Source organism: Roseobacter sp. HKCCD7870 (genome assembly GCF_037830315.1).
Lineage (GTDB): Bacteria > Pseudomonadota > Alphaproteobacteria > Rhodobacterales > Rhodobacteraceae > M30B80.
Genome location: NZ_JBBLYO010000001.1, coordinates 746,466 through 770,136, shown reverse-complemented (window position 1 = coordinate 770,136; position 23,671 = coordinate 746,466). Strand labels below are relative to the sequence as shown.

Annotated in this window: 21 protein-coding genes; 19 read left to right on the top strand and 2 right to left on the bottom strand. The window is 52.0% G+C overall.

From position 1 onward, the window contains the following. The first annotated feature begins 9 nt into the window (after nucleotides 1-9). From AAC637_RS03880 to asnB, 14 genes are all read left to right on the top strand, one after another. Nucleotides 10-1,203 carry a D-alanyl-D-alanine carboxypeptidase family protein gene (locus AAC637_RS03880; protein ID WP_340302399.1) on the top strand — a complete coding sequence of 398 codons (1,194 nt, stop codon included), beginning with the start codon at nucleotides 10-12 and terminating at the stop codon, nucleotides 1,201-1,203. Further along, complete coding sequence (gene tmk / locus AAC637_RS03875; RefSeq protein ID WP_340302398.1) at nucleotides 1,204-1,833, top strand: dTMP kinase; 630 nt, start codon at nucleotides 1,204-1,206, stop codon at nucleotides 1,831-1,833. It abuts the gene before it with no gap. Further along, the gene (locus AAC637_RS03870) at nucleotides 1,830-2,957 is read left to right on the top strand and encodes a DNA polymerase III subunit delta' (RefSeq protein WP_340302397.1); all 1,128 of its coding nucleotides are present in this window, start codon (nucleotides 1,830-1,832) and stop codon (nucleotides 2,955-2,957) included. The genes tmk and AAC637_RS03870 overlap by 4 nt, the downstream gene beginning before the upstream one ends. A gap of 65 nt (nucleotides 2,958-3,022) precedes the next feature. Further along, nucleotides 3,023-3,853, top strand: coding sequence for a TatD family hydrolase (locus AAC637_RS03865; protein ID WP_340302396.1), 831 nt, complete (start codon nucleotides 3,023-3,025; stop codon nucleotides 3,851-3,853). A gap of 4 nt (nucleotides 3,854-3,857) precedes the next feature. Beyond that, a complete protein-coding gene (locus tag AAC637_RS03860; RefSeq protein WP_340302395.1) occupies nucleotides 3,858-4,655 on the top strand; it encodes an MBL fold metallo-hydrolase in 798 nt (265 codons plus the stop codon). A gap of 3 nt (nucleotides 4,656-4,658) precedes the next feature. Next, a complete protein-coding gene (locus AAC637_RS03855) occupies nucleotides 4,659-5,591 on the top strand; it encodes an AEC family transporter (RefSeq protein ID WP_340302394.1) in 933 nt (310 codons plus the stop codon). A 101-nt stretch (nucleotides 5,592-5,692) separates the two neighbouring features. Continuing rightward, nucleotides 5,693-7,897, top strand: coding sequence for an NADP-dependent isocitrate dehydrogenase (locus AAC637_RS03850; RefSeq protein ID WP_340302393.1), 2,205 nt, complete (start codon nucleotides 5,693-5,695; stop codon nucleotides 7,895-7,897). A gap of 112 nt (nucleotides 7,898-8,009) precedes the next feature. Further along, complete coding sequence (locus AAC637_RS03845) at nucleotides 8,010-9,215, top strand: hybrid nucleoside-diphosphate sugar epimerase/sugar transferase (protein ID WP_340302392.1); 1,206 nt, start codon at nucleotides 8,010-8,012, stop codon at nucleotides 9,213-9,215. A 213-nt stretch (nucleotides 9,216-9,428) separates the two neighbouring features. Next, nucleotides 9,429-9,770, top strand: a complete 342-nt coding sequence (locus tag AAC637_RS03840; RefSeq protein ID WP_340303137.1) for a MarR family EPS-associated transcriptional regulator — start codon at nucleotides 9,429-9,431, stop codon at nucleotides 9,768-9,770. Continuing rightward, complete coding sequence (gene tviB, locus AAC637_RS03835) at nucleotides 9,733-11,055, top strand: Vi polysaccharide biosynthesis UDP-N-acetylglucosamine C-6 dehydrogenase TviB (RefSeq protein WP_445322706.1); 1,323 nt, start codon at nucleotides 9,733-9,735, stop codon at nucleotides 11,053-11,055. Before AAC637_RS03840 ends, tviB begins: the two co-directional genes overlap by 38 nt. Nucleotides 11,056-11,070: 15 nt before the next feature. Then, on the top strand, nucleotides 11,071-12,009 hold the full coding sequence (locus AAC637_RS03830; RefSeq protein ID WP_340302390.1) for a Gfo/Idh/MocA family oxidoreductase: 939 nt from the start codon (nucleotides 11,071-11,073) through the stop codon (nucleotides 12,007-12,009). After that, nucleotides 12,006-12,590: an acyltransferase gene (locus AAC637_RS03825; protein ID WP_445322705.1), complete on the top strand. Its 585-nt coding sequence runs from the start codon at nucleotides 12,006-12,008 to the stop codon at nucleotides 12,588-12,590. The genes AAC637_RS03830 and AAC637_RS03825 overlap by 4 nt, the downstream gene beginning before the upstream one ends. A 2-nt stretch (nucleotides 12,591-12,592) precedes the next feature. Further along, the gene (locus AAC637_RS03820; RefSeq protein ID WP_340302389.1) at nucleotides 12,593-13,687 is read left to right on the top strand and encodes a DegT/DnrJ/EryC1/StrS family aminotransferase; all 1,095 of its coding nucleotides are present in this window, start codon (nucleotides 12,593-12,595) and stop codon (nucleotides 13,685-13,687) included. A gap of 31 nt (nucleotides 13,688-13,718) precedes the next feature. Further along, nucleotides 13,719-15,614, top strand: coding sequence for an asparagine synthase (glutamine-hydrolyzing) (asnB, locus tag AAC637_RS03815; protein ID WP_340302388.1), 1,896 nt, complete (start codon nucleotides 13,719-13,721; stop codon nucleotides 15,612-15,614). Between the two features lie 199 nt (nucleotides 15,615-15,813). On the opposite strand, the gene AAC637_RS03810 is transcribed toward asnB, so the two are convergent. Then, nucleotides 15,814-16,821, bottom strand: coding sequence for an SDR family NAD(P)-dependent oxidoreductase (locus tag AAC637_RS03810; protein ID WP_340302387.1), 1,008 nt, complete (start codon nucleotides 16,819-16,821; stop codon nucleotides 15,814-15,816). A 65-nt stretch (nucleotides 16,822-16,886) separates the two neighbouring features. Next, nucleotides 16,887-17,960, bottom strand: coding sequence for an aldo/keto reductase (locus tag AAC637_RS03805; RefSeq protein WP_340302386.1), 1,074 nt, complete (start codon nucleotides 17,958-17,960; stop codon nucleotides 16,887-16,889). 452 nt (nucleotides 17,961-18,412) lie between these two features. On the opposite strand from AAC637_RS03805, the gene AAC637_RS03800 reads away from it, so the two are divergent. From AAC637_RS03800 to AAC637_RS03780, 5 genes are read left to right on the top strand one after another with little or no spacing between them, the layout of a single operon-like run. Then, nucleotides 18,413-19,528, top strand: a complete 1,116-nt coding sequence (locus AAC637_RS03800; protein ID WP_340302385.1) for an aminotransferase class I/II-fold pyridoxal phosphate-dependent enzyme — start codon at nucleotides 18,413-18,415, stop codon at nucleotides 19,526-19,528. Further along, nucleotides 19,525-20,103, top strand: coding sequence for a PglD-related sugar-binding protein (locus tag AAC637_RS03795; protein WP_340302384.1), 579 nt, complete (start codon nucleotides 19,525-19,527; stop codon nucleotides 20,101-20,103). Before AAC637_RS03800 ends, AAC637_RS03795 begins: the two co-directional genes overlap by 4 nt. An 8-nt stretch (nucleotides 20,104-20,111) precedes the next feature. After that, nucleotides 20,112-21,104, top strand: coding sequence for an N-acetylneuraminate synthase family protein (locus tag AAC637_RS03790; protein ID WP_340302383.1), 993 nt, complete (start codon nucleotides 20,112-20,114; stop codon nucleotides 21,102-21,104). Then, on the top strand, nucleotides 21,101-22,204 hold the full coding sequence (gene neuC, locus AAC637_RS03785) for a UDP-N-acetylglucosamine 2-epimerase (RefSeq protein WP_340302382.1): 1,104 nt from the start codon (nucleotides 21,101-21,103) through the stop codon (nucleotides 22,202-22,204). The genes AAC637_RS03790 and neuC overlap by 4 nt, the downstream gene beginning before the upstream one ends. Beyond that, nucleotides 22,201-23,667: a capsular polysaccharide export protein, LipB/KpsS family gene (locus AAC637_RS03780; RefSeq protein ID WP_340302381.1), complete on the top strand. Its 1,467-nt coding sequence runs from the start codon at nucleotides 22,201-22,203 to the stop codon at nucleotides 23,665-23,667. Before neuC ends, AAC637_RS03780 begins: the two co-directional genes overlap by 4 nt. Nucleotides 23,668-23,671: the final 4 nt, after the last annotated feature.

Sequence of the window (23,671 nt, the reverse complement as noted above, 5' to 3'; positions counted from 1 at the left end):
GGCGTGACATTGGCAAAGACCCTCGGCAGTTTTGGCTGCGGTTTGGCCTTGGCTTTGGGAATTTTGCTGCCTCAGGCGGTCAAGGCCCAAGGGTTTGAGACACAGGCAGGATCGGCCTATGTGGTGGATCACAATTCAGGGCAGGTTCTGTTCGCTCTGAATGCGGATGTGCCCTTGCCGCCTGCCTCGATGTCCAAGCTGATGACGTTGAACATGACGTTTGAGGCGCTGGAAGATGGGCGCCTCACGTTAGACACCGCACTGCCTGTCTCAGAGCATGCCATGTCCTTTGGCGGCTCAACCATGTTTCTCAATACCACCGACCGCGTTCGGGTCGAGGATTTGATCCGCGGGATTGTTGTTCTGTCTGGCAATGACGCAACGGTGGTTTTGGCCGAGGCGCTAAGCCCTGATGGTACTGAGGCAGGATTTGCCACGCTGATGACAGAGCGCGCACGGCAATTGGGGATGGAGACCGCAACCTTTCGCAACGCCAGCGGCTGGCCCGCTGCGGGGCATGTGATGTCGATGCGCGATCTGGGCATTTTGGCGGAACGTCTGATCACTGAGTTTCCGCAATATTATCACTATTTCAACGAACGAGAATTTCTCTTTGACAACCGCGCGCCTGACAATCGCTTTAACCGCAATCCGATTTTGGGATTGGGCATTGGGGCTGATGGTCTGAAAACCGGCCATACCGAGGAGGCAGGCTATGGTTTGGTCGGTTCTGCCGTGCAAGGTGATCGCCGCGTGACCTTTGTGATTTCGGGCTTGCCTACGGCGGATGCCCGCGCCGGTGAGGCGGAGCGGATCGTGAATTGGGCCTTTCGCCAATTTGTCGAGCGCGATGTGATCGCTGCGGGGGATATTTTGGCGCAGGCGCCTGTGTTCTTGGGCGAAACGCCAAATGTGCCTTTGACAGTGGCCGATGATGTGCGGATGCTCTTGCCGCAATTGAAGGTCACGGGCGGGCTGCTTGAGGCGGAGGTCACGCTGTCTGGCCCTATTCCCGCGCCGATTGCGGCGGGCACCCCTTTGGGTGAGCTGCACATCGCGGTTGAGGGGCTTGCGCCGACAACAGTCCCCTTGATTGCCGCCACCGATGTGGCGCAGGCAGGCTTAATGGGGCGTCTGGGGGCCGCAACTTCGCGCGCTATTGCGGCGGTGATGGGTCAGGTGTCTAGCCTGAGTGATAATTGAATGTCGGGCGCGGCAGGCGGGCTGTTTATCAGTCTTGAAGGTATAGATGGGGCGGGAAAATCCACACAAAGCCGCCTTTTGGCGGCACATCTGCGCGGCCTTGGTCGTGATGTGATTGAGACACGCGAACCTGGCGGTGCGGCGGGGGCAGAGGATATTCGCAAGCTGTTGGTCGAGGGGGATCCAGATCGCTGGTCGCCCGAAACGGAGATCTTGCTTTTTTCTGCCGCGCGCCGTGATCACCTTGAGCGCACGATTGCGCCTGCGCTTGCCCGTGGGGCCGTGGTGATTTGTGATCGATTTGCGGACTCCACCCGTGTCTATCAGGGGGCTGCGCGTGGCGATTTGCGCGATCTTGTCGATGATATCCATGCCCGTGTGATCGGGGTGGAGCCTGACCTGACCTTGATATTGGATATGGAGCCCGCTGTGGCCTTGGCGCGTGGGTTGGCGCGGCAATCGGGCGAAGATCGGTTCGAGGACATGGGGCTGCCCTTTCAAGAGCGGCTGCGGTCTGGGTTTCAGGCGCTTGCCCGCGATTTTCCTGACCGCTGCGCAATGGTTGATGCCAATCAAGCGTCCGAGGCGATTGCACAGGATATCGCGCGGATTGTAGAGGCGCGACTATGAAGGATGATGATCTCCTGCCAGAGGCGGATGCCACCGAGGGTCTGCCGCATCCGCGCCATGCCCCGCAACTGATTGGTCACGCCGCCGCCGTGACTGAGTTTTGTGCGGCGCTTGCCTCTGATCGGATGCATCACGCGTGGCTGATTACGGGGCCGAAGGGCATTGGTAAGGCTACATTCGCGTGGAAAGCGGCGGAGCATTTATTGAACAGCCCCAATGATGCAGGGGCGGCTTTGTTCGACATGCCGCCTGATCCGCAGGGCTTCGTCACTGATCCTGAGGGAGCCGTGGCACGGCGTTTGCGGGCGCTGTCCGAGCCACGGGTTTTGCTGGTGCGGCGCGGATGGAATGAAAAAACCAAGAAGCTCTCCGCCGAAATTACCGTGGATGAAGTGCGCCGCCTGAACCAATTTTTTGGACTTTCCGCCATAGATGGCGGGCGGCGTGTGGTGATTGTTGATGCGGTGGATGAGATGAACCGCAGCGCGGCCAATGCACTGCTCAAACTGCTTGAAGAACCGCCTGAGGATGCGATTTTGCTTTTGGTTGCGCATCAACCCGCGAAGCTTTTGCCCACAATCCGCTCGCGTTGCCGCACCTTGCGCCTTAACCCGCTTGGGGCGGATGAGATGGCCCAAGCCATGCACAGCATTGATGTGGCAGTGGACGACCCGCGCGCGGTGGTTGAATTGGCCAATGGATCGGTTGGGGTGGCCGCGCAGATGATTGAGGGGGGCGGTTTGGCGCTTTACGGCGCTTTGGTTTCACTCATTGGAACCTTGCCGCGATTGGATCGCGCCCAAGCGATGGCCCTCTCCGAGCAGGTCACGGGCAAAGCAGGGGAAGCGCAGTTTGACCTGATGCTTGCGCTGTTGGATCGGTTGTTGGCGCGCTTGGCCCGTGTGGGGGTAACTGGCGCACTGCCCCCCGACATTGTCACGGGCGAGGGGGCAATTTTGGCGCGCCTTTCGCCAAGCCCCCATGAGGGTCGGGGATGGGCCGATCTGGCGGATCGTTTATCCGCCAAGGCGCGGCAGGGGCGCGCGGTGAACCTTGACCCTGCCGCTTTGATCCTTGATATGATCATAAGCATCGAAAAATCGGCACCGCGTGTGATGGCGTGATCCTCCTTGAGGGGCGCATCACCCTCCTTGCTGCGCCATAATCTGCGAGACTGATCTTTTAGCCCATGAGTGACCGCGTGACCCCCTCCTCTGATGCCACCCCGCAATTGGTCGACAGCCATTGCCATCTGGATTTTCCCGATTTTGAAGGCGAATTGGGCGATGTCGTGGCGCGGGCTGTGGAGGCGGGTGTTTCGCGTATGGTGACGATTTGCACCAAAATGGGCAACGTTCCACAGGTGCGCAGCATTGCCGAGAGCCATGCGCCCGTGTTCTGGGCTGCGGGCCTTCATCCGATGAGCGTGGCCGATCAACCGCCCGTCACCGTTGAGGATTTAGTGGCCCTTGCCGCGCATCCAAAATTCGTTGGCATCGGCGAGACAGGTCTGGATTATCACTACACCGCCGATAGCGCAGAGGCGCAAAAAGACAGTTTGCGCATCCATATTGACGCGGCGCGCGAGACAGGGCTGCCCTTGATCATCCATGCTCGCGCCGCAGATGAGGATGTGGCGCAAATCCTGCGCGAAGGATATGCAAACGGCCCTTATTCCTGCGTGATGCATTGTTTTAGCTCCTCGGCAGAATTGGCGCGCGCGGCATTGGATTTGGGATTTTATCTCTCAATGTCGGGCATTGCGGCCTTCCCAAAATCGAACGAGTTGCGCGCCATTTTTGCCGAAGCGTCCCTTGATCGGATTTTGGTCGAAACCGATAGCCCCTATTTGGCCCCGCCACCGCACCGCGGACGGCGCAATGAGCCTAGCTATACAGCCCTGACCGCGCAGGTGGGGGCGGATGTCTTTGGCATCAGCATTGCCGAATTCGCCGCTGCAACCAGTGCGAATTTTGACAGGCTGTTTTCCAAGGCCGCCCAATGGCACGGGGCGGTTTAGGGTTATGGGCAAGCTGCGTTATACCATACTTGGCTGCGGCTCATCAGGCGGGGTGCCGCGTTTGGGGGGCAATTGGGGGGCCTGTGATCCGCGTGAACCCAAGAACCGCCGCCGCCGCTGCTCGCTTTTGGTTGAGCGTTTGGGCGAGGGGGGCACAACGCGGGTCTTGATCGACACCTCGCCTGATATGCGCGCCCAGCTATTGGATGCAGATGTGGGCGCGCTTGATGGTGTGGTTTACACCCATTCACACGCGGATCACGTGCATGGCTTGGATGATCTGCGCATGATCGTCTTCAACATGAAATCCCGCCTCAATGTTTGGGCAGATGCAGCCACGGCCAGCGATCTCTTGTCTCGCTTTAGCTATGCCTTTGTGCAGCCCGAAGGGTCGGATTATCCACCGATCCTGACGCTGAACCCGATTGAGGGTGAGATTGTGGTGACGGGGGCAGGCGGGCCTGTGACGCTGCAGCCATTCGATGTGCATCACGGGCGCATCATGGCGAAAGGGTTTCGCATCGGTGACGTGGCCTATTTGCCTGATGTCTCGGACATTCCTGCACCTGCCTGGGAGATGCTATCGGGTTTGGATTGTTGGATTTTGGACGCATTGCGCCGAACGCCCCACCCAAGCCACGCGCATCTTGAGCAAAGCCTAGATTGGATTGCCCGCGCCCGCCCGCGCCGCGCAATCCTGACCAATATGCATTTAGATTTGGACTATCAAACGCTTTGCGATGAATTGTCTGCGCATATCTCGCCCGCCTATGATGGGCTGCGCATCAGTTTGGATATTTAGAGGATGTCCGCCCTTCTCGAAGTTGTTTTGCCCGTCTTTATCGTCATTGGCTTTGGCTATGTGATGGTCTGGCGCGGCTTGTTTTCTGAGGAAGGTGTTGACCTTCTCATGAAGTTTTCACAAGGGATTGCGATCCCTGCGCTGCTATTTTTGGCGCTTGCGCGGCTTGATCTGAGCCAAGATTTCCATTTCCCGCTGCTGCTGAGCTATTATTCTGGCTCAATCCTTGTGTTCCTTTTGGGCATGTTCGGGGCGCGCGTCATCTTTGGGCGGGTTTGGACAGATGCGGTGGCGATTGGGTTTGTGGCCATGTTCGCCAATTCCGTGCTGTTGGGCCTGCCGATCATGGAGCGCGCTTATGGCCCTGATAGCCTTGCAGGGAATTTTGCGATTGTCGCGCTGCATGCCCCGTTTTGTTATCTGGTGGGCGTGACCGCAATGGAGGGGGTCAAGGCGGGCCGCGTGGCCCCGCATATCTTGGCCCTTGCCGTCGGGCGCGCGCTGTCGCGCAATGCGCTGACCTTGGCCATTGGGGCGGGGTTTGTTGTGAATTTCATCGGGCTTGGCATACCCGTTGTTGTCGAGGATGGGATTGCCCTTTTGGCCCGCGCGGCCCTGCCAACCGCGCTGTTTGGGTTGGGTGGGGTGCTCTATCGTTATCGCCCCGAGGGCGAGGTTCGGGTGATCGCGATGGTCTTGATCCTGTCGCTGATTGTGCATCCCGCAATTGGGTGGGTGATGGGATCGCAGATTTTGCATATTCCCAGTGATGATCTGAAATCTGTGGTCATCACCGCCGCGATGGCCCCAGGCGCCAATGCCTATCTGTTTGCCAATATGTATGGGGCAGGGCGGCGCGTTGCGGCCAGTTCGGTTTTGGTTGGCACGGGCGTGACAGTTTTGACCTCATCAATTTGGTTGATCATCCTCGGGTGAGGCCCCTTGTAAATTTTGTGCTGCGGCAACCTTCACGCTTCCCATTTGTTCAATTGTATACTATGGGATGCCGAAATCATCCTCCCTAAGGAGCCAAAGCTATGACCGACCAGACCCCAGATATCATCTATACCAAAGTTGACGAAGCGCCTGAACTTGCCTCGGCTTCGCTTTTGCCGATCATCGCGCGCTTTGCGCGGGCGGCGGGTGTCTCGGTTGGCACGCGCGACATTTCGCTGGCAGGGCGCATTTTGGCGGCATTTGGCGATCAATTGTCCGCCGATCAGCGCCAAAGTGATGATCTGGCCGCCTTGGGGGAATTGGTCAAAACGGCGGATGCCAATGTGATCAAGCTGCCAAACATCTCGGCCTCTGTGCCGCAATTGCAAGCCGCAATCAAAGAATTGCAGGGGCAGGGCTATACCATCCCTGATTATCCAGAAAACCCAAAAACTGATGCGGAAAAAGACGCGCGCGCGAAATATGACGCGATTAAAGGCTCTGCTGTGAACCCCGTTTTGCGCGAAGGGAATTCAGACCGCCGCGCGGCCAAAGCCGTGAAGGCCTATGCGCAGGCCAACCCACATCGCATGGGCGAGTGGACGAAGGATAGCAAAACCCGCGTTGCGGCCATGTCGAGCGGCGATTTCCGCAGCAATGAAACATCGGTCACGCTGAAAGATGCCGCAACCGCGCGCATCGTTCACGTTGCGGAAGATGGCACTGAGACCATTTTGAAGGATGCAGTCAGCTACCCTGCGGGCACGGTTGTTGATGCGACCTTCATGAGTGCCGCCGCGCTGAGCGATTTTCTGGCGGCTGAGATTGAACAAACGAAGAAAGATGGCGTGCTGTTCTCGCTGCATATGAAGGCCACAATGATGAAGGTCTCTGACCCGATCATCTTTGGCCATGCGGTCAAAGCCTATCTTGCGCCCGTCTTTGAAGAATTTGGGGATCGTTTGGCGGCACTTGGCGTCAACCCCAATTCGGGTTTGGGTGATCTCTTGGCCCGCATTGCAGATGAGGCCGATATCAAAGCGGCGATTGACGCCTGCATGGCAGCGCGCCCGCCTATGTATATGGTCGACAGTGATCGCGGCATCACCAATTTGCATGTCCCCTCGGATGTGATTGTTGATGCATCCATGCCTGCGCTGATCCGTGCAGGTGGCAAAGGCTGGGGGCCAGATGGCAAGGAACATGACGCGGTCTGTGTGATCCCTGATAATTCTTATGCGCCCGTCTATGATGAGACGATCAAGTATTTCAAAGAAAAGGGCAAGCTGGATCCCGCCACCTGCGGCACAGTGCAGAATATTGGCCTGATGGCGCAAAAGGCCGAAGAATATGGCAGCCACCCGACCACATTCGAAATGGCCGCAAAAGGCACGGTTCGAATGATCTTGGAAGATGGCACAGTGATCCATGAACACGCTGTTGATGCGGGTGATATTTGGCGTTCGGCCTCTGCACGCAAGGCACCGATTGAGGATTGGGTGAATTTGGCGATTGATCGTCAGCGCGCCGAAGGCTGCGAGGCGGTGTTTTGGTTGGATGAAACCCGCGCCCATGATGCGAAATTGATTGCCTATGTGCGCCCGATTTTGAAAGCGCGCGGTGTGGCCGATAAATTCGCGATTATGGCGCCGCGTGAAGCGACCCGCAAAGCCCTAGAAACGATCCGCGCAGGCAAGAACCATATCGCTATCACAGGCAATGTGTTGCGCGATTACCTGACCGATCTCTTCCCCATCCTTGAATTGGCGACATCGGCCAAGATGCTGTCGATTGTAAATTTGATGCAGGGCGGTGGTTTGTTTGAGACGGGTGCAGGCGGCTCGGCCCCGAAACACGTGCAACAGCTGCAAGGTGAAAACCACCTGCGTTGGGATAGTCTGGGCGAGTTCTGCGCCCTTGGTGAAAGCTTTAAGTTCTTGGCTGAGACAAAGAACAATGCCGCAGCCCGTATCTTGGGCGAAGCGGTCGAGTCCGCGACCCAAGGCGTGTTGGACAATAACCGCAGCCCTGGCCGCAAGGTGGGCGAGCCTGACAACCGCGACAGCCATTACTGGTTTGCGCGCTACTGGGCTGAGGCCTTAGCCGCGCAAGGCGAGGATGCAAAGCTTGCTGCAGAATTCGCGCCAATCGCCAAAGCATTGGCGGAACATGAGGCGCAGATTTTGACAGAGTTGCACGCCGGTCGTGGTGCGGCTGTGGATTTGGGCGGCTATTATCACGCAGACCCCGCAAAGGTTGCAGCCGTCATGCGCCCCTCGGCCACGATGAACGCAATTTTCGCCTGACGCATAGGCCACTTCGCGTGATATTTTGGCAAAGCCCCCCGTGGTTTCGGGGGGCTTTTCTCTGTTTGGGGGCTTTCCATATCGGCCCCAATCAGACAGAACATGGCGCAACATGAGGGGGGATGCCATGCGCATTGTCATTGCAGGGGCGAGCGGGTTTGTAGGGCAAATGCTGGTGCCCGAATTGCGCGCGCGCGGCGCAGATGTGATGCTGCTTGGCCGCGACCCTCAGGTGCTGCAGGCGCAATTCCCCTATTGTGCGGTGTCGGATTATGCAAACCTATCGCAGGCGCTGCAGGGGGGCGATCTGCTGCTCAATTTGGCGGTGGTGAATTCAGATGCCGGGGCAAGCCTGAGCGCCTATCAGGCCGTCAATGTGGAATTTGCAACCACGCTTGCGCAGGCGGCGCAGGATGCGGGGGTGCGGTTTATCAATGTCAGCTCAACCCATGCTTTAGAGGCAGCCGACAGATCCGCCTATGCGCAAAGCAAGCGCGATGGTGTCGCCGCAGTTGACGCGTTGGGGGGAGATATTGTGCATCTTTATCTGCCCGCGATTTATGGCGCGACATTCGCAGGCGCGCTGCGCCATCTAAACCGCTTACCCACGCCTCTGGCGCGGGTTGCCTTTGGCCCGATTTCAGCGCTGAAGCCGACCCTGTCCGTGACGCGGCTGGCGGAGTGGCTGTGTCATCACGCGCGGACGACCCCGCGTGAGCTTGTGCTGAGTGACGGGCAGGGGGGCAACCTCACCTATCGCGCGGTCAGCCGCGTGATGGATTTAGCTGCCGCAGTGGGTGGCTTGATCCTATTCGCGCTGCCTATGCTGATCTTGTGGGCTTTGATCCGCAAAGAGGGCGATGGCCCTGCAATTTTTGCGCAACCGCGTGTGGGCCGTGGGGGGCAGGTTTTCACTTGCTACAAATTCCGCACCATGGCAATTGGCACTAAACAGGCGGGTACGCATGAGGTGTCTAGCGCCGCCGTCACGCCCTTGGGGGCCAAGCTGCGCCGATATAAACTTGATGAGCTGCCGCAGCTTTGGAACGTACTTTGTGGTGATATGAGCCTTATTGGCCCACGCCCCTGCCTGCCCGCTCAAGAGGAATTGCTGCGCCTGCGTGATCAGGCGGGTGTATTGGATATTCGCCCTGGCATCTCGGGTCTTGCCCAAGTTGCGGGCGTAGATATGAGCGACCCCGCGCGCCTCGTTGCATGGGATGCCCGCTATATCGCGCTGCGCGGTCTGATTTTGGACATTCGGTTGATCTTGCAAACCGCCCTTGGGGCGGGGCTGGGCGATCGCGTGGGGAAATGAGATTGATTTCGCGCGGTTTGATAACTAATGTTTCGCGACAGTTTTTCGTCCATGTAGCTTTTTAATTTAGTTGACCTGCCCGTGTGCTTTGTTAAGCGTTCAAGTGTGAACGCTCGATACGGTTCATTTGGCAGGGATTATAACTCTGGGCAGTCATCTGGCGCTCGGTGCGGTAGCCGTGGCGCGCTGCTTCCGTCAAAATATGCTCAAGACTTGCGATTTCGCGTGCTCCGGCTTCTTGAGAGTAACCCGAAATTATCCCAGCGAGATATTGCGGAGGCGCTCGGGGTAAGTGCGGGCGGTGTAAATTACTGTGTGAACGCACTGATCAAAGTCGGCGCTATAAAGGTAAAAAATTTTCGTGATAGTAAAAATAAATTGCGTTACGCATATTTTTTGACGCCCAAGGGCTTCGCCGAACAATCTGCACTGGCGGGAGATTTCCTTGCCAGAAAATTAAGTGAGTATGAGGCCATAAAAGCTGAGATTGATGACCTGATCGCTGACTTTGGTGAGGATGGTCAAGACCGCAAGCCAAAAAAGAGAGAAGAGTGAAGTGACCGTGGAGCCGCATAATAAACATAAAATTGCTATCATTGGGCTGGGATATGTTGGCCTGCCGCTCGCAGTCGAATTCGGAAAAAAATATGATGTCACAGGCTTTGACGTGAATGAGGCCCGCATTGCGGCGCTGCAGGCGGGGCATGACGCAACTTTGGAAGTTTCGGATGTGGAATTGGCGGGCGCGAAGGGGTTGCGTTATTCTTGCAGCGAGAATGATCTCAAAGCGGCAACAATTTTCATCGTAACCGTTCCGACACCGATCGATGCCTCAAAGCGCCCTGACCTGACCCCGTTGATCCGCGCGTCTGAGACAGTGGGCGCTGCGCTCAAGCGCGGTGATATCGTTATTTACGAGTCCACGGTCTATCCAGGCGCCACCGAAGAAGATTGCGTACCCGTGCTTGAGCGCGTCTCTGGTCTGACATTCAACGAAGATTTCTTTTGCGGCTACAGCCCTGAACGCATTAACCCAGGTGATAGAGAGCATCGCTTAACCACGATCAAAAAGGTAACGGCAGGCTCTACGCCCGAAGTGGCAGATATTGTAGACTGGCTCTATGCTTCGATTGTGACGGCGGGCACGCATAAGGCGCCTTCGATCCGCGTGGCTGAGGCTGCCAAAGTAATTGAGAACACGCAGCGCGACCTAAATATCGCGCTGATCAACGAATTGGCAATTATTTTCAATAAAATGAGTATCGACACTGAGGCCGTGTTGCAGGCGGCAAGCACGAAGTGGAATTTCCTCCCCTTCCGCCCGGGGCTGGTGGGCGGGCATTGTATCGGGGTGGATCCCTATTACCTGACCCACAAAGCTGAGAAAATAGGGTATCACCCTCAGGTGATCTTGGCGGGGCGACGGATCAATGACGGTATGGGCGCCTACGTTGCGGGCCAATTGGTTCGTGAGATGATCAAGCACGGCATCCCCGTGCTCGGGTCGAAGGTTTTGGTTTTGGGCTTGACATTCAAAGAAAACTGTCCCGATCTGAGGAACTCTCGCGTTGTCGATTTGGTGGCGGAACTGGCTGATTACGGCATCTTGGTTGATGTGCATGACCCTTGGGTAGATGCACAAGAGGTACGAGATGAATATGGAATTGATTTGTGCGAAAACCCCGATCAGAGGGTGTATGACGGCATTATTCTTGCGGTCGCTCATGAGCAGTTTCGTGCCATGGGGGCCGCGGTGATCCGTGGCTTTGGCTGTGAAGATCACGTGTTTTTCGATTTGAAATCGGTATTTGGGCCCGCCGAGAGCGATGTGCGGCTGTAGGGGGGATTCGGTTGGATGAAAAGTTTCGCAATGATTGGTGTGGCAGGGTACATCGCACCACGGCACATGCAAGCGATCCGCGATACTGGCAATGCTTTGGTGGCGGCACTTGATCCGAATGATTCTGTAGGCATCATCGATAGCTATTTCCCTGAGGCACATTTTTTTAAAGAATTTGAACGCTTTGATCGTCATATCGATAAAATGCGCCGTTCGGGTGGTCCAGTGGATTATGTCACGATTGCCTCGCCCAATTACTTGCATGACAGCCATATACGCTTTGCTTTGCGCTCGGGTGCAAGTGCGATTTGTGAAAAGCCACTTGTCTTGAACCCGCATAACATCGACGGACTTCTGGAGATCGAAGCGGATACGGGCAACAAGGTAAGCACGATTTTGCAGCTGCGCGTTCATCCTTCGATTATCGCGCTGCGTAAAAAGATTATGGCTGAGGCAAGTCCTGTTAGGCATGAGGTAGAGTTGACTTACATCACCTCACGCGGACGGTGGTATTTGCAAAGCTGGAAGGGCGCTGAGGAAAAATCTGGCGGCATCGCGACGAACATTGGGGTGCATTTCTTTGATATGCTCCATCACCTGTTTGGCGCATTGGAGCAAAACGTGGTGCATCTAAAAACGCAGACGTCTGCTGCGGGCTATTTGGAATATGAGCGCGCAAGGGTAAAGTGGTTTCTGTCCCTAGAGTTGGATCACATTCCTGCGAGAGCACGCGAGGTGGGGCAGCGCACCTATCGCTCGATCACAATCGATGGCGAGGAGATTGAGTTTTCTGGTGGGTTCACTGATTTGCATACGCGCAGTTACGAAGAAATTTTGGCCGGACGTGGCTTTGGTCTTGAGGAAAACCGTGTCGCAATTAAAACCGTAGCAGACATCCGACATGCTGAGATCTCTACTTCCTGTCCCCGCCATCCGTTGTTGGAGGCAATGTGAACGAAATTATGATTCACTCATCAGCCATTGTTGATAAAGCGGCTGAGATTGGTGCAGGCAGTCATATTTGGCATTTTTCTCACGTGTGTGCAGGTGCTAAGATCGGGCAGGGTGTGTCAATTGGTCAAGGCGTATTTGTAGGTAATCGTGCGGTGATTGGAGATCGCTGTAAGGTTCAGAATAACGTGAGCATCTATGATAATGTCACATTGGAGGAGGGTGTGTTTTGTGGCCCGTCGATGGTCTTCACCAATGTTTATAACCCGCGTGCGCTGATTGGACGAAAATCTGAGTACCGTGATACATTAATCAAAGAGGGGGCCACTTTGGGCGCGAATTGCACCATAGTGTGCGGTGTGACCGTAGGGGCTTACGCTTTTGTGGGCGCAGGTGCCGTGATAACACGAGATGTGCCTGATTTTGCGTTAATGGTGGGCGTGCCTGCACAGCAAACGGGCTGGATGAGTGTCTATGGCGAGAAGCTTGACCTGCCCTTATTGGGAGATGGAGACATAACCTGCCCTTACACCGGTGCAAACTATGCATTGCGCGATGGGGTGCTGAGGATGGTATCCTCATGAGAATGGAATTCAATGATCTCAAGGCCCAATATCGCGCGCTAAAGGCTGATATTGATGCACGGATTACGAAGGTATTAGAGCATGGCCAATATATCCTAGGCCCGGAGGTGGCAGAGCTTGAAGAGCGTTTAGCGGATTATACTGGCGCCAGATATTGTATAAGCGTTGCCAATGGAACCGATGCTCTCCAAGTTGCGTTGATGGCAATTGGTGTTAATCCCGGAGACGAAGTTATCATACCGGGTTTTTCGTATATAGCTACCGCAGAAACAGTTGCCATTTTGGGGGCGCATCCCGTCTTTGTCGATATCGAACCGGAAAGTTATAATATCGATCCAACATTGATTGAGGCAGCCATTACGGAGCGTACGAAGGCGATCATGCCTGTGTCGCTCTATGGACGATGTGCAGATTTCGATGCCATAAACGCAATTGCCAAGCGGCATAATTTATACGTGATTGAGGATGGGGCGCAAAGTTTCGGCGGCACTTATTATGGACGCAAATCCGGTAACCTCTGCGACATAGGTTGCACCAGTTTTTTTCCAACTAAACCCTTGGGCTGTTATGGAGATGGTGGGGCGATTTTCACCAGTGATCCCGATTTGGCTAGCGTCATTCGCCAGACTGCGCGTCACGGTCAAGATCGTCGCTATCACCATATCCGTTTGGGTATTAATAGTCGCCTTGATACAATCCAAGCGGCGGTACTACTGGCCAAGTTAGGTGTGTTGGACCAGGAGTTAGACGTGCGCCAAGTGGTCGCAGAGCGTTATACGAAGGCCTTGTCAGAGGCCGGCTTTAATCATTTGCCACATGTTCCTGAGGGCTATCGTAGTGCATGGGCGCAGTATACGATACGCCTAATTAGTCGAAACGCTACCCAAGAAAGGCTCGCTGCAGCTGCAATTCCAACGATGGTGCACTATCCAAGACCTTTGAATAAACAACCAGTTTTTTCAAGTTTAAAAAAAAGATTACCAGTCGGAGATATGGTTGCAGAGCAAGTTTTAAGCCTTCCAATGAGTGCTTATTTAGATGAAAATGATCTCATGGATATTGCAAAAGAATTGAAAATATTTCATAATTTTGATTAAATATTAAGCGGTTATAGTAAAAATTAATTTTATGTGTGGTGTGGTTGGAATATTTGAACGAAATTTCTGTGATGTAGATTATCTTCATTTAACGACTTCTAAAATGAGAGACGCAATTGCGCATCGTGGTCCCGATGGTGAAGGGGCGTGGATGGATGCTGAAGCCGGAATTGCGCTGGCTCACCGCAGATTGGCAATAATTGGACGTGGTGCCACGGGCAACCAGCCTATGACTTCTGCTAACGGTAGGTTCGTTATCTGTTTTAACGGTGAGATATATAATTTTAATGAGCTTAGGTCTCACCCCTCTTTATGCAGCGTGGTATGGCGTGGTGGCTCAGATACCGAAGTATTACTAGAAAGCTTTGCGCATCGTGGTGTTGATGCCACATTGACTGACATTAATGGAATGTTTGCGATCGCGTTGTACGATCGTGATGAGCGGCGTCTTTTCTTGATCAGAGATAGGCTCGGTATCAAGCCATTATATTTTTCTGCGCAATCGAGCCGTTTTATCTTTGGTTCTGAATTGCGTTCGTTGAAGGCAGTAAGTGGACAATTTACAATAAGTATTGAGGCATTGGCCAGTTATCTAAATCTAGCATATGTTCCAGATAATTGCTCAATTTTTAATGAAGTGGATAAAGTCCAGCCAGGTGAAATAGTTACTGTCAACCGTGCAGGTGACGTTCATCGTAAACTATATTGGCGTCTATCAGAGACATCATCCATGGGTTTGTCAAAGCCGTTCACAGGGTCAGACACTGATGCGCTCGAACATTTAAATTATTTGATAAATTCAGCCGTTACGTCACAACTAGTTGCTGAAGTCCCAGTCGGTATATTTCTGTCAGGGGGAATAGACTCAGCCACTATTGCTGCGGTTGCGAGTAGTTCTTGTGAACAGGTCCAAACATTGTCAATCGGGTTTGATGATCCGGGCTTTGACGAAGCTCACGCAGCTGAAGCTGTGGCAGCCTACTTGAAGACTGATCACACTACGCTAAGGGTGTCCTCCAGTGACGCATTAGATATAGTTCCGCAATTGTCATCAATTTATGACGAACCTTTTGCCGACAGTTCGCAAATACCAACTTATCTCGTTTCAAAGCTCGCAAAAGATAACGTTACAGTAGCATTGTCTGGCGATGGGGGCGATGAACTTTTTGGAGGGTATAATCGTCATTTTTTTGCTGCTACTTACTGGGATAAGATCGAAGCGTTGCCAAAATCTGTACGTCAATTATTTTCAAAAGCACTTCACGCTGTACCGAGAAACTCTTTAGATCGGTTCTCACATTTAAACGGGCGATTACCGCCGCAGTTAGGTCTGAAACTTCAGAAGCTAGCTAATGTTGTGGATTTAGAGCCGAATGAATTGTATCGGTGTTTGATCTCTCAAAATTTAGATCTAGATCGGCATCTCTTAAACCCTCGCGATGTTGTATTGGAGCTAGCCAATGGTCCAGAGCGGCTCATTGATCGTATGCGCCTTTCGGATATGCAAACTTACTTGCCCGGCGATGTGCTCACAAAGGTTGATCGTGCCTCAATGTCAGTCGGTTTAGAGGTGAGGCCGCCCTTTTTGGACCACAAATTGGTTGAATTTGCGTGGACTCTTCCGTCCAATTTATTGGTTAGGTCAGGGCGTTCTAAATGGATATTAAGGAGTGTTCTTGAAAGATATTTGCCTAAGCATTTAATAGATCGCCCCAAACGCGGATTTGGAATTCCTCTTTCAGAATGGCTGCGTGGACCGCTTCGTGATTTCGCATGTGATCTTATTGAAAGCAATGAATATGGCGGAGGGATTTTAAATCCTGAACCAGCTCGTCAAATATTAAGGGATCACCTTACTGAACGGACTTCTAATGAATATGGAATTTGGACATTGTTGATGTTTGAAGCTTGGCGTTTGAACCAATGATGATATTTTTATATTTTTTATGTAAGAAATTTTACTATATATTTATGGCCGATACGATTATCATCAAGAGATAAATTTCCTTTATTTAAATAAAATGCGTTTCTACTCAGTCGTGGTTTGAGGAGATCACCACACTATAATTTTTAAAAAATAAACGTATATTTTTTTTCACGAAAATTTAGTCAAATATATGAGAGTTTTATACTATGAAATCCGCGTTTGTACGGATTTGCCCTGAGTTCATTTTTCGACGCCACCACTCAATAGTTCTCTCTATTCCCTCCTCGAGAGAGGTCTGTGGGGACCATCCAGTAGAACTTTTCAAGAGTGAATTGTCCGAGAGTAACGCTAAAACTTCCGATTTGGCGGGCCGCAGGCGGTCATTTTCTCGCCGCAACGGTTTTGAGATACCGCTTATCTTAATAATAAGATCCACAGTTTCTGCTATACTCACAGCGCGGCCAGTACCCCCATTATACGGTACACCATAAGTCAAGCCCCCCGCCAGGCCAACCGATAGAAATGCATCGGCTGTATCTTTGACAAATGTGAAGTCCCTTTGTGGATTTAAGTCTCCCACATTAATTAAACTGCAATCTGGATCTAGAACTTGGCGAATAACAGATGAGATAAGGGCTCGTTCACTTTGCCGAGGCCCATAGGTATTAAATGGTCGTAAAATCACTGCTGGCAAATCAAAAGAACGAGCATAGGCCTCTACCATCATGTCAGCACCAATTTTTGATGCAGAATATGGAGATTGACCATGCAGTGGATGTTTTTCATTCATCGGTATTTCTTGTGCTGTGCCATAAACCTCGCTGGTCGAAGTGTGTATAACTCGCGAAATTTCGCAGCTTCTCGCTGCCTCTAGGACATTCAGCGTTCCAGTAATGTTAACGTCAACATAAGACTGCGGCGCGTGATATGAATAGGGTATAGCTATCAACGCCGCTAAATGCATACAGATTTCTTGAGATTTCATTAAACGTCTTGTGAAGCTTGGATCGCGGATATCCCCACGAACCACGTTCACATTGCTCAGGATATCTTTCGGTATGTCGTCAAGCCATCCGTTTATGTCCATGCCACTGTATTGCGCTAGGGCTGTAACATTAGCTCCGCTTTTGACTAGGGCTTCGGTGACCCATGACCCTATGAACCCATCGGCACCAGTTACCAACACGTTTTTTCCTAAATAGTTCATTACGAAGCCCTGCTAACTGATCCGTTTAGTGTGAGGTAAGTCGATTTTTTGGTGGATTCAACCCGTTACCAGTGTGATGGATTTACGATATCATGTGGTATGGTGCGAGTTACATTCAAAATCTGGTCTAGAACGTCTTTTGGCAATGGTGGCAAACTGATGTTTGCGATGTGGGGTGCAAGCTGCTCTGCTCTCTCGACACCTAAAACAATAGATGCTATTTCGTGCAGATCACGGACTGCGTTTAGCGCCAAGGCGTTCATTGGCAGGCCTAAGTCCGAAGCTATGTGCTGCAATGCGGTTATTGGCTCGAGCAATGGTTTCAGGTGGCGTGGTAGATCTACAGTTTTCATAAACACCACCCCTTGCAAAAACACTGAGCGTGCGAATACGGCTACGCCTGATCCATAGGCATATTCTAATACGCCCTCATTAACCATCCTTGTGTCTAAAATACTCACGGGAACTTGTATCGCTGAGATTGGAGTGCTGCGAATTAGACACTTTGCTATTTCAGGGTCGTATACTGATGCGCCAATGTTATCGATGCAGCCGTCTATTTTTGCCTGCTCTAGTGCTTTAATAACATCTTCGTTTAATAAATCGCTACCCCGATGGGCAAGCAAGAGGTCTATCTTATGGGTTCTGAGCGCAGCAATTGAAGCATTTAGAAATTTTCTTACAAGCACTGAGACGTTGGTACTACTAGCCGCATTTATTGGTGGCAATTTGGATATTATTTTTGTTTCATGATGTTTTTTTGTTTTAAGCCAATGGCCAATGCGCTCTTCAGAGCAGCCATAATTGCGCGCAGTATCAAACGACGTAATACCCCCCGTATGCGCTGTGTTTAGTATGTTTTCCGCTTCAGTGGCTGTGGGCATACCAGAACGGTTTGCAAGACCATATTCTAGACCGAGTTGAGCTGTGCCTAGTGTGATTAAACTAGGTGAGAAACTCAGGCGTAGTGTTTTTTTTGTCTGTGGGCTGCAATACTGGTTGGCTGATGTAGTTGTCATAATTTCCGTGTCTGCTTGGTGGCTAATCTTACCATTGACATTCGTGTCGCAGCCATTTTTTTGAGTTAAAATTGTAAGCTTTTTGTACGCTCGATGATCTGCGTTCCATATCACCAACACTATACGTTGAAGTTATTCATTAGCGCAACTTAGTCGTCTAATTAAGTTAAGCTAGTACGGTCTATATATTAAAGTTTTCTATGATATTTTTATAACTATAAAAATATACAATTTAATAAAAAAATTTAAATTTATGCACAATGTCATGGCTTTCTGGTTGAGTATTTGGTTTCAGTCTGTGTTTTGGGCGGGAACTCGTCAATTGTAAGGTTAACGGTTGCAAAATTGAGATGTACGCTCGGAACATTTCACGAATTGCTCACAGCTTCTTAAGTCATTTTTTTCTGCTGATCGTGAGGTGATAGCAGCTTCCGAGCTGATATTGGCCTTGACCCAATATTAGCATCGGCGTAGTTGTAAAACAGCTAATGTTTTTAAGACTTTGACCGAAATTTACCTGAATATGTTGTGGCGTCATTCTTGACCCGCGGTGCGGTAGCTATGGGGGATTATTGACAAACCGAATTCCATTGAGCGTTCCCGATTTGCGTGGACGTGAAGCGGAATATCTTGCCCGATGTGTTCGCGAAAATTGGGTTTCATCAGCAGGCCCAGAAGTGACAGCGATGGAGGCAGGTATTGCATCCCTAACGGATCGGCGTTTCGCAGTAGCTACCGTCAATGGTACTGCAGCACTTCATCTTGCTCTGCTTGCAGTTGGCGTGCGGCCCGGCGATCGCGTGATTGTGCCTGATTGGACGTTTGCCGCAACCGCAAACGCAGTAGCGCACTGTGGGGCAATTCCCGTTTTTGTTGATGTGCGCGAGGAAGACTGGGCTTTGGATCCAGAATTACTGTCAGAAGCGTTGAAAATTTTTGGCGGTGTAGGCGCCGTTATTGCAGTTGATCCGCTTGGGCATGCTGCAGACTTAGATGCCATTGAAAGCATATGCAGGACAAATGGTGTTGCAATGATCGAGGATGCGGCTGGTGCAATTGGAGCGCTCTACCGAAAACGTCCTTGCGGCTCTGGCGGTGTTGTGTCGACGTTTTCGTTTAATGGAAACAAGACGATAACTGCTGGCGGCGGCGGTATGGTCGTTACTGATGATGAAGATATTGCCGAGAAAGTTCGGCATCTTTCGACGCAGGCCCGACTTGGCTCTGATTACTTGCACGATGCTGTCGGTTTCAACTACCGCATGACAAATTTGAACGCTGCACTGGGGCTTGCCCAGTTAGAGCGCCTAGATGAGATGGTGGCCGCTCGCCAGGCCATTTCTGAGCGCTACGATAAAGCTTTTAGGAGCGCACCTGGGCTTGCTCGGATGCCACGTCCAAAGCATTCTACCGGGACAGGATGGCTCTACTCTCTACAGTTTGAGAGCGAGCAAAAGGCCGTTAAGTTGGTGGATTGGCTCAATGAGGATGGCATTGACGCACGGGTGTTCTGGCGTTCACTTTCCGTACAGAAGCCGTGGTCTGGTTGTTCTAGCATGCTGCGGGGCGTGTCCGCCGCGCTCTCTGGAACAGTTGTATCGCTGCCATCTTCTTCTTCGCTTGACGCTTCTGAACAAGCAAAAGTTATCAATTCAGTAAAGCGTTTCCTTGCTAAGGGTGATTTATGAACTTGTTATTGGTGGGGGCTGGGGGGCATGCCCGTCCGGTAACCGAAGCGGCCGAGTTAATGGGGCATCAAGTAGTTGGATATGCAGCTCCTGAGAAGTCGACTTGGTGCTCTGCGCCACGTATTGCAGATGGAGAGCCCTGGCCTGCCGATGCGGACGGGTGCGTTATCGGTATCGGAGGGGGTGATGTAGTTTCGCTTATGAGGCGGGGAAAGATTGCAAAATCCTATTCTAAGAATGGCGCGACACCATTTATTTGCCATCCGGCCGCGACTTTATCTGCTTATGCCTTCGTTTCAAAAGGCGCTGTTGTGCTAGCGGGAGCGGTAGTGAATGCGGCGGCAGAGATTGGAGCATTTGCAATCATCAATACTGGTGCAATCGTGGAGCATGATGCAAGGATAGCTGAAGGGGCACATGTTGCTCCTGGCGCAATCGTTCTTGGGGGAGCAATTGTGGGCAAGTTTTCAATGATCGCTTCCGGTGCTGTCGTTCTTCCTGGTGCTGAGGTTCCTAGTGGCACCCTTGTGCCTGCACTTTCATATTTTGGTGGCCGAATAAAATCTTGTAAATGACTAAGCTAATGATCATCGCAGAGGCTGGGGTAAATCATAACGGCGACGTAGCCCGTGCTGTCGATTTAGTATATGCCGCAGCCGAGGCTGATGCGGATTATGTAAAGTTTCAAGCATTTACCTCTGACCAGCTGGTTGCCGGCGGCGCAAAGACAGCGGTATATCAAGCCAAGAATACGGGTGTGTCTGATCAAGGAGATCTGTTGCGTTCGTTGGAGCTCTCGCCTGACGAGTTTGCACGTGTAGCGGACGCCTGCCGTTCTGCAGGTATTGGGTTCATGGCAACCGCATTTGATACCGATAAAATTGATTATCTAGTTTCTCTGGGTATGGATAGGCTCAAAATTGCTTCAGGTGAGCTCACGAATGCTCCTGCGCTCGAAAAATTTGCAAGCTTTCATCTTCCGATCCTTCTTTCCACAGGGATGTCGACGCTTTTCGAGGTCCGCGAGGCTTTAGAAATACTTGATCGCGCTGGAGCACATGACGTGACCGTGCTCCACTGCACCTCATTATATCCCGCCCCTTACGATACTTTAAATCTTTTGGCTATACGCACTCTTTCAGAGGCATTCGGCCTCCCAGTCGGTTTTTCGGATCACAGTCTAGGAGACCACGCCGTGATGGCTGCGGTGGCGTTAGGGGCGTCAGTTATCGAAAAACACTTCACACTGGATCGCGGCCTTCCCGGTCCAGATCATCGGGCTTCGTTGGAGCCAGGCGAGCTAACCCGCATGGTTTCCCGCTTGCGCGAAGTCGAGATTGCTTTAGGAGACGGCGTGAAAGCTCCCTCAGCAGATGAGATCGAAACGGCTGCCCTGGTACGAAGGTCATGGCATACCAGCAGGGCTCTATCGGCTGGCTCTGTGATTGGGGTAGATGACGTGGTGCTAAAGCGCCCAGCGGATGGGCTCCATCCAACGTTGTCTCCTGTCGGAAGCCGTCTTGTACGAGATCTTGACGCGGATGCTCCGGTAAGCCAAAGCGACATTGAAATATGATGAGGGTGCTTTCTGTTTCGTCTAGTCGTGCTGATGTTGGAATCCTCCACCCAGTTTGGGCCGCTCTGATCGAAACTGGCCAAGTCGATTTGCATGTCTTCTTCACTGGGATGCATTTGGCGTCCGAGGCAGTCGATCAGACCGGTTCGGTACCTGTTGGCGCCACTGTTCATCGAGGAGGTAGTGACCTCGGTGGAACTGACGGCATTCTGGCAGCTGAAGCAATGGCGCATATCGGCAGTGCTGCTGCGAAGGTTCTGGGCGCAACAAATCCCGATGTTTTGGTTGTGGTCGGTGATCGGCTTGACATGGTTCCTACTGCTATGGCGGCGTTACCAATGGGAGTACCAATTGTGCATCTACACGGTGGAGAAATCACCGAAGGTGCTATGGACGACTGTGTAAGGCGAGCATTGTCCCAAATATCCGATCGGCATTGTGTTGCGCACGAGGAAGCGCGCCGGAACTTGGTATCTATGGGAATTGACAATACAAAAATAACTGTAACGGGTGCACCGGGACTTGATACGCTTAGATCAGCCGCAACTATTGACGCAGTTGAATTTGCGCAAACGTTTAGTCTGCCAGTTGGTGAGCCGTTTAGGTTAGTCACTGTACACCCAGAAACGAAAGCAGCTGATCCATTAGCTCCCCTTAACGCGGTGCTAGAAGCACTTGCAGCAAGACCTGGGCCAGTTCTATTTACTGCACCGAACAGTGATCCTGGAGGAGTAGAGGCGCGTGAGCGAATTCTAGATTTCTGTTCCCGTTTGGATGGCGCAATCTTTGTAGAGACGCTCGGTGCATTATACCCGTCTGCGCTTCGCAATGCTGCAATAATGCTCGGAAACTCCTCTTCCGGCATTATCGAGGCTGGTCTTTTCGGGTTGCCCGTGCTTGATATAGGCGAACGACAAACGGGTCGCATTTATGGGCACAATGTCCAGCGTCTTCCTGCGGTCTCCGACCTAATAATTGCTGCACTTGATGGATTAGGGCGCAATCCAAAACGTTGCTCGCTTGGTACGCCATACGGTGACGGCGCATCAAGCCGTAAGTTGGCAACGGTTGTTATTGAGACTGTGAAAGGCAGCAAATGAGTTTTTCGTACCTTAGCCGCAACGATAATGTATTGATGCTCGCGCACTCGCAGTTTCGTGGCCTGCTAGTTGGCTTGGCTCGCAAACTGAAGGATGAAATTGGTGTAAATACGCATCTCTACGTAGCAACTCTGCAAGAGTTGGCGTTCTACGAACGAACTGCGGCCGATGTATTTGCAAGTATCTCAGTGATGCGCTCACTCTATGAAGACATAGAATTACCCATCGAAGACCCTCAAGAGATTATTCAGCAAGCTCTTTCTTGGGAAAAAAGGCTTGGTACCACGTTTAACGCAATTTCCTTGACCGACCGGCATTTCGGACGTGGATTTGCGCTTGGCGGTTACCGGCATCCTCGCTCACGAATGTCAGAGACTGCGGATTACGTTAGAATGCTGCGTGGTATTTTGCGGCAAATCTTGTTCTGGGATGCTGAAATAGATACCCACGCTCCAAAAGTGTTGGTGAACTGTGGTAAAACAGCCGCTTTGATTGGTCGCTCGCGCGAAATTCCATATCGTACAGTAATAGGTGCGCGGTATCACAATCGACAACATTGGTCCCACGACGAATTTGGAACGTTACCGCAGCTGTCAACCGCTTTCGAACGCGCTTCACCTGAACTCGGTGATGAGGCTCTACAATCACCTTACACAATGCACATGGAAATGCGCCATTTTTTTTATAGTAATTTTGGTGTTTTAGCTGCATTGAAACAAGCAAGTAAGGCTGTCGTGCGGCAAGCATATTGGCGGATGCGTGGTTATCAAAAGGCAAAAGGCTACTACCTCCGTGACAACATAGGTCTGATATGGCGCCGAAGTGCTGATGCACGTTCTTTGGTGAGGCAACACTCTGCCACGGTTGAAGAACTTCGAGGTAAGCGCTTCGTTTATTTTCCGTTGCACATGGAGCCCGAGGTTGCGCTTCAGGGGTTTTCCCCTGAGTTTTTTTCGCAGCTTTCTGCCATAGCGTCGTTGTCACGTGATCTTCCGGCTGGTACTTTGTTGGCGGTAAAAGAAACGATTGCCGCTTTCGGCAAGAGGCCACGCGACTTTTATGGTCAGATCGCAGAATTCAAGAATGTCGTGATGTTGCGTCCGGACCAGTTGGGGATGGAAGTGGTAAAGGCCGCTGATGCAACGGCTACAATTACTGGAACAGGTGGGTTCGAAGCTGCGGTGTATGGACGACCGGTCATAAGTTTCGGTCGACACAATCTTTATAACTTTCTTCCACATGTAATTAACATAACGCGTGAAGAAGAGTTGGCACCTGCATTAATTTCAGTGCTTTCAGATAGCTTTGACCGTATGACTGCCATCAAAAATGGGCGTCGTTTCCTCAACGCTGTGATCAATTGTTCTTTCGACCTGGAGGACTACCGGGTCCTTGACCCAGACCAAATTTCTTGTTCGGCATTGGACGACGCCTATACCCATTTTTTGGCAAGTTTTTTATAGGATT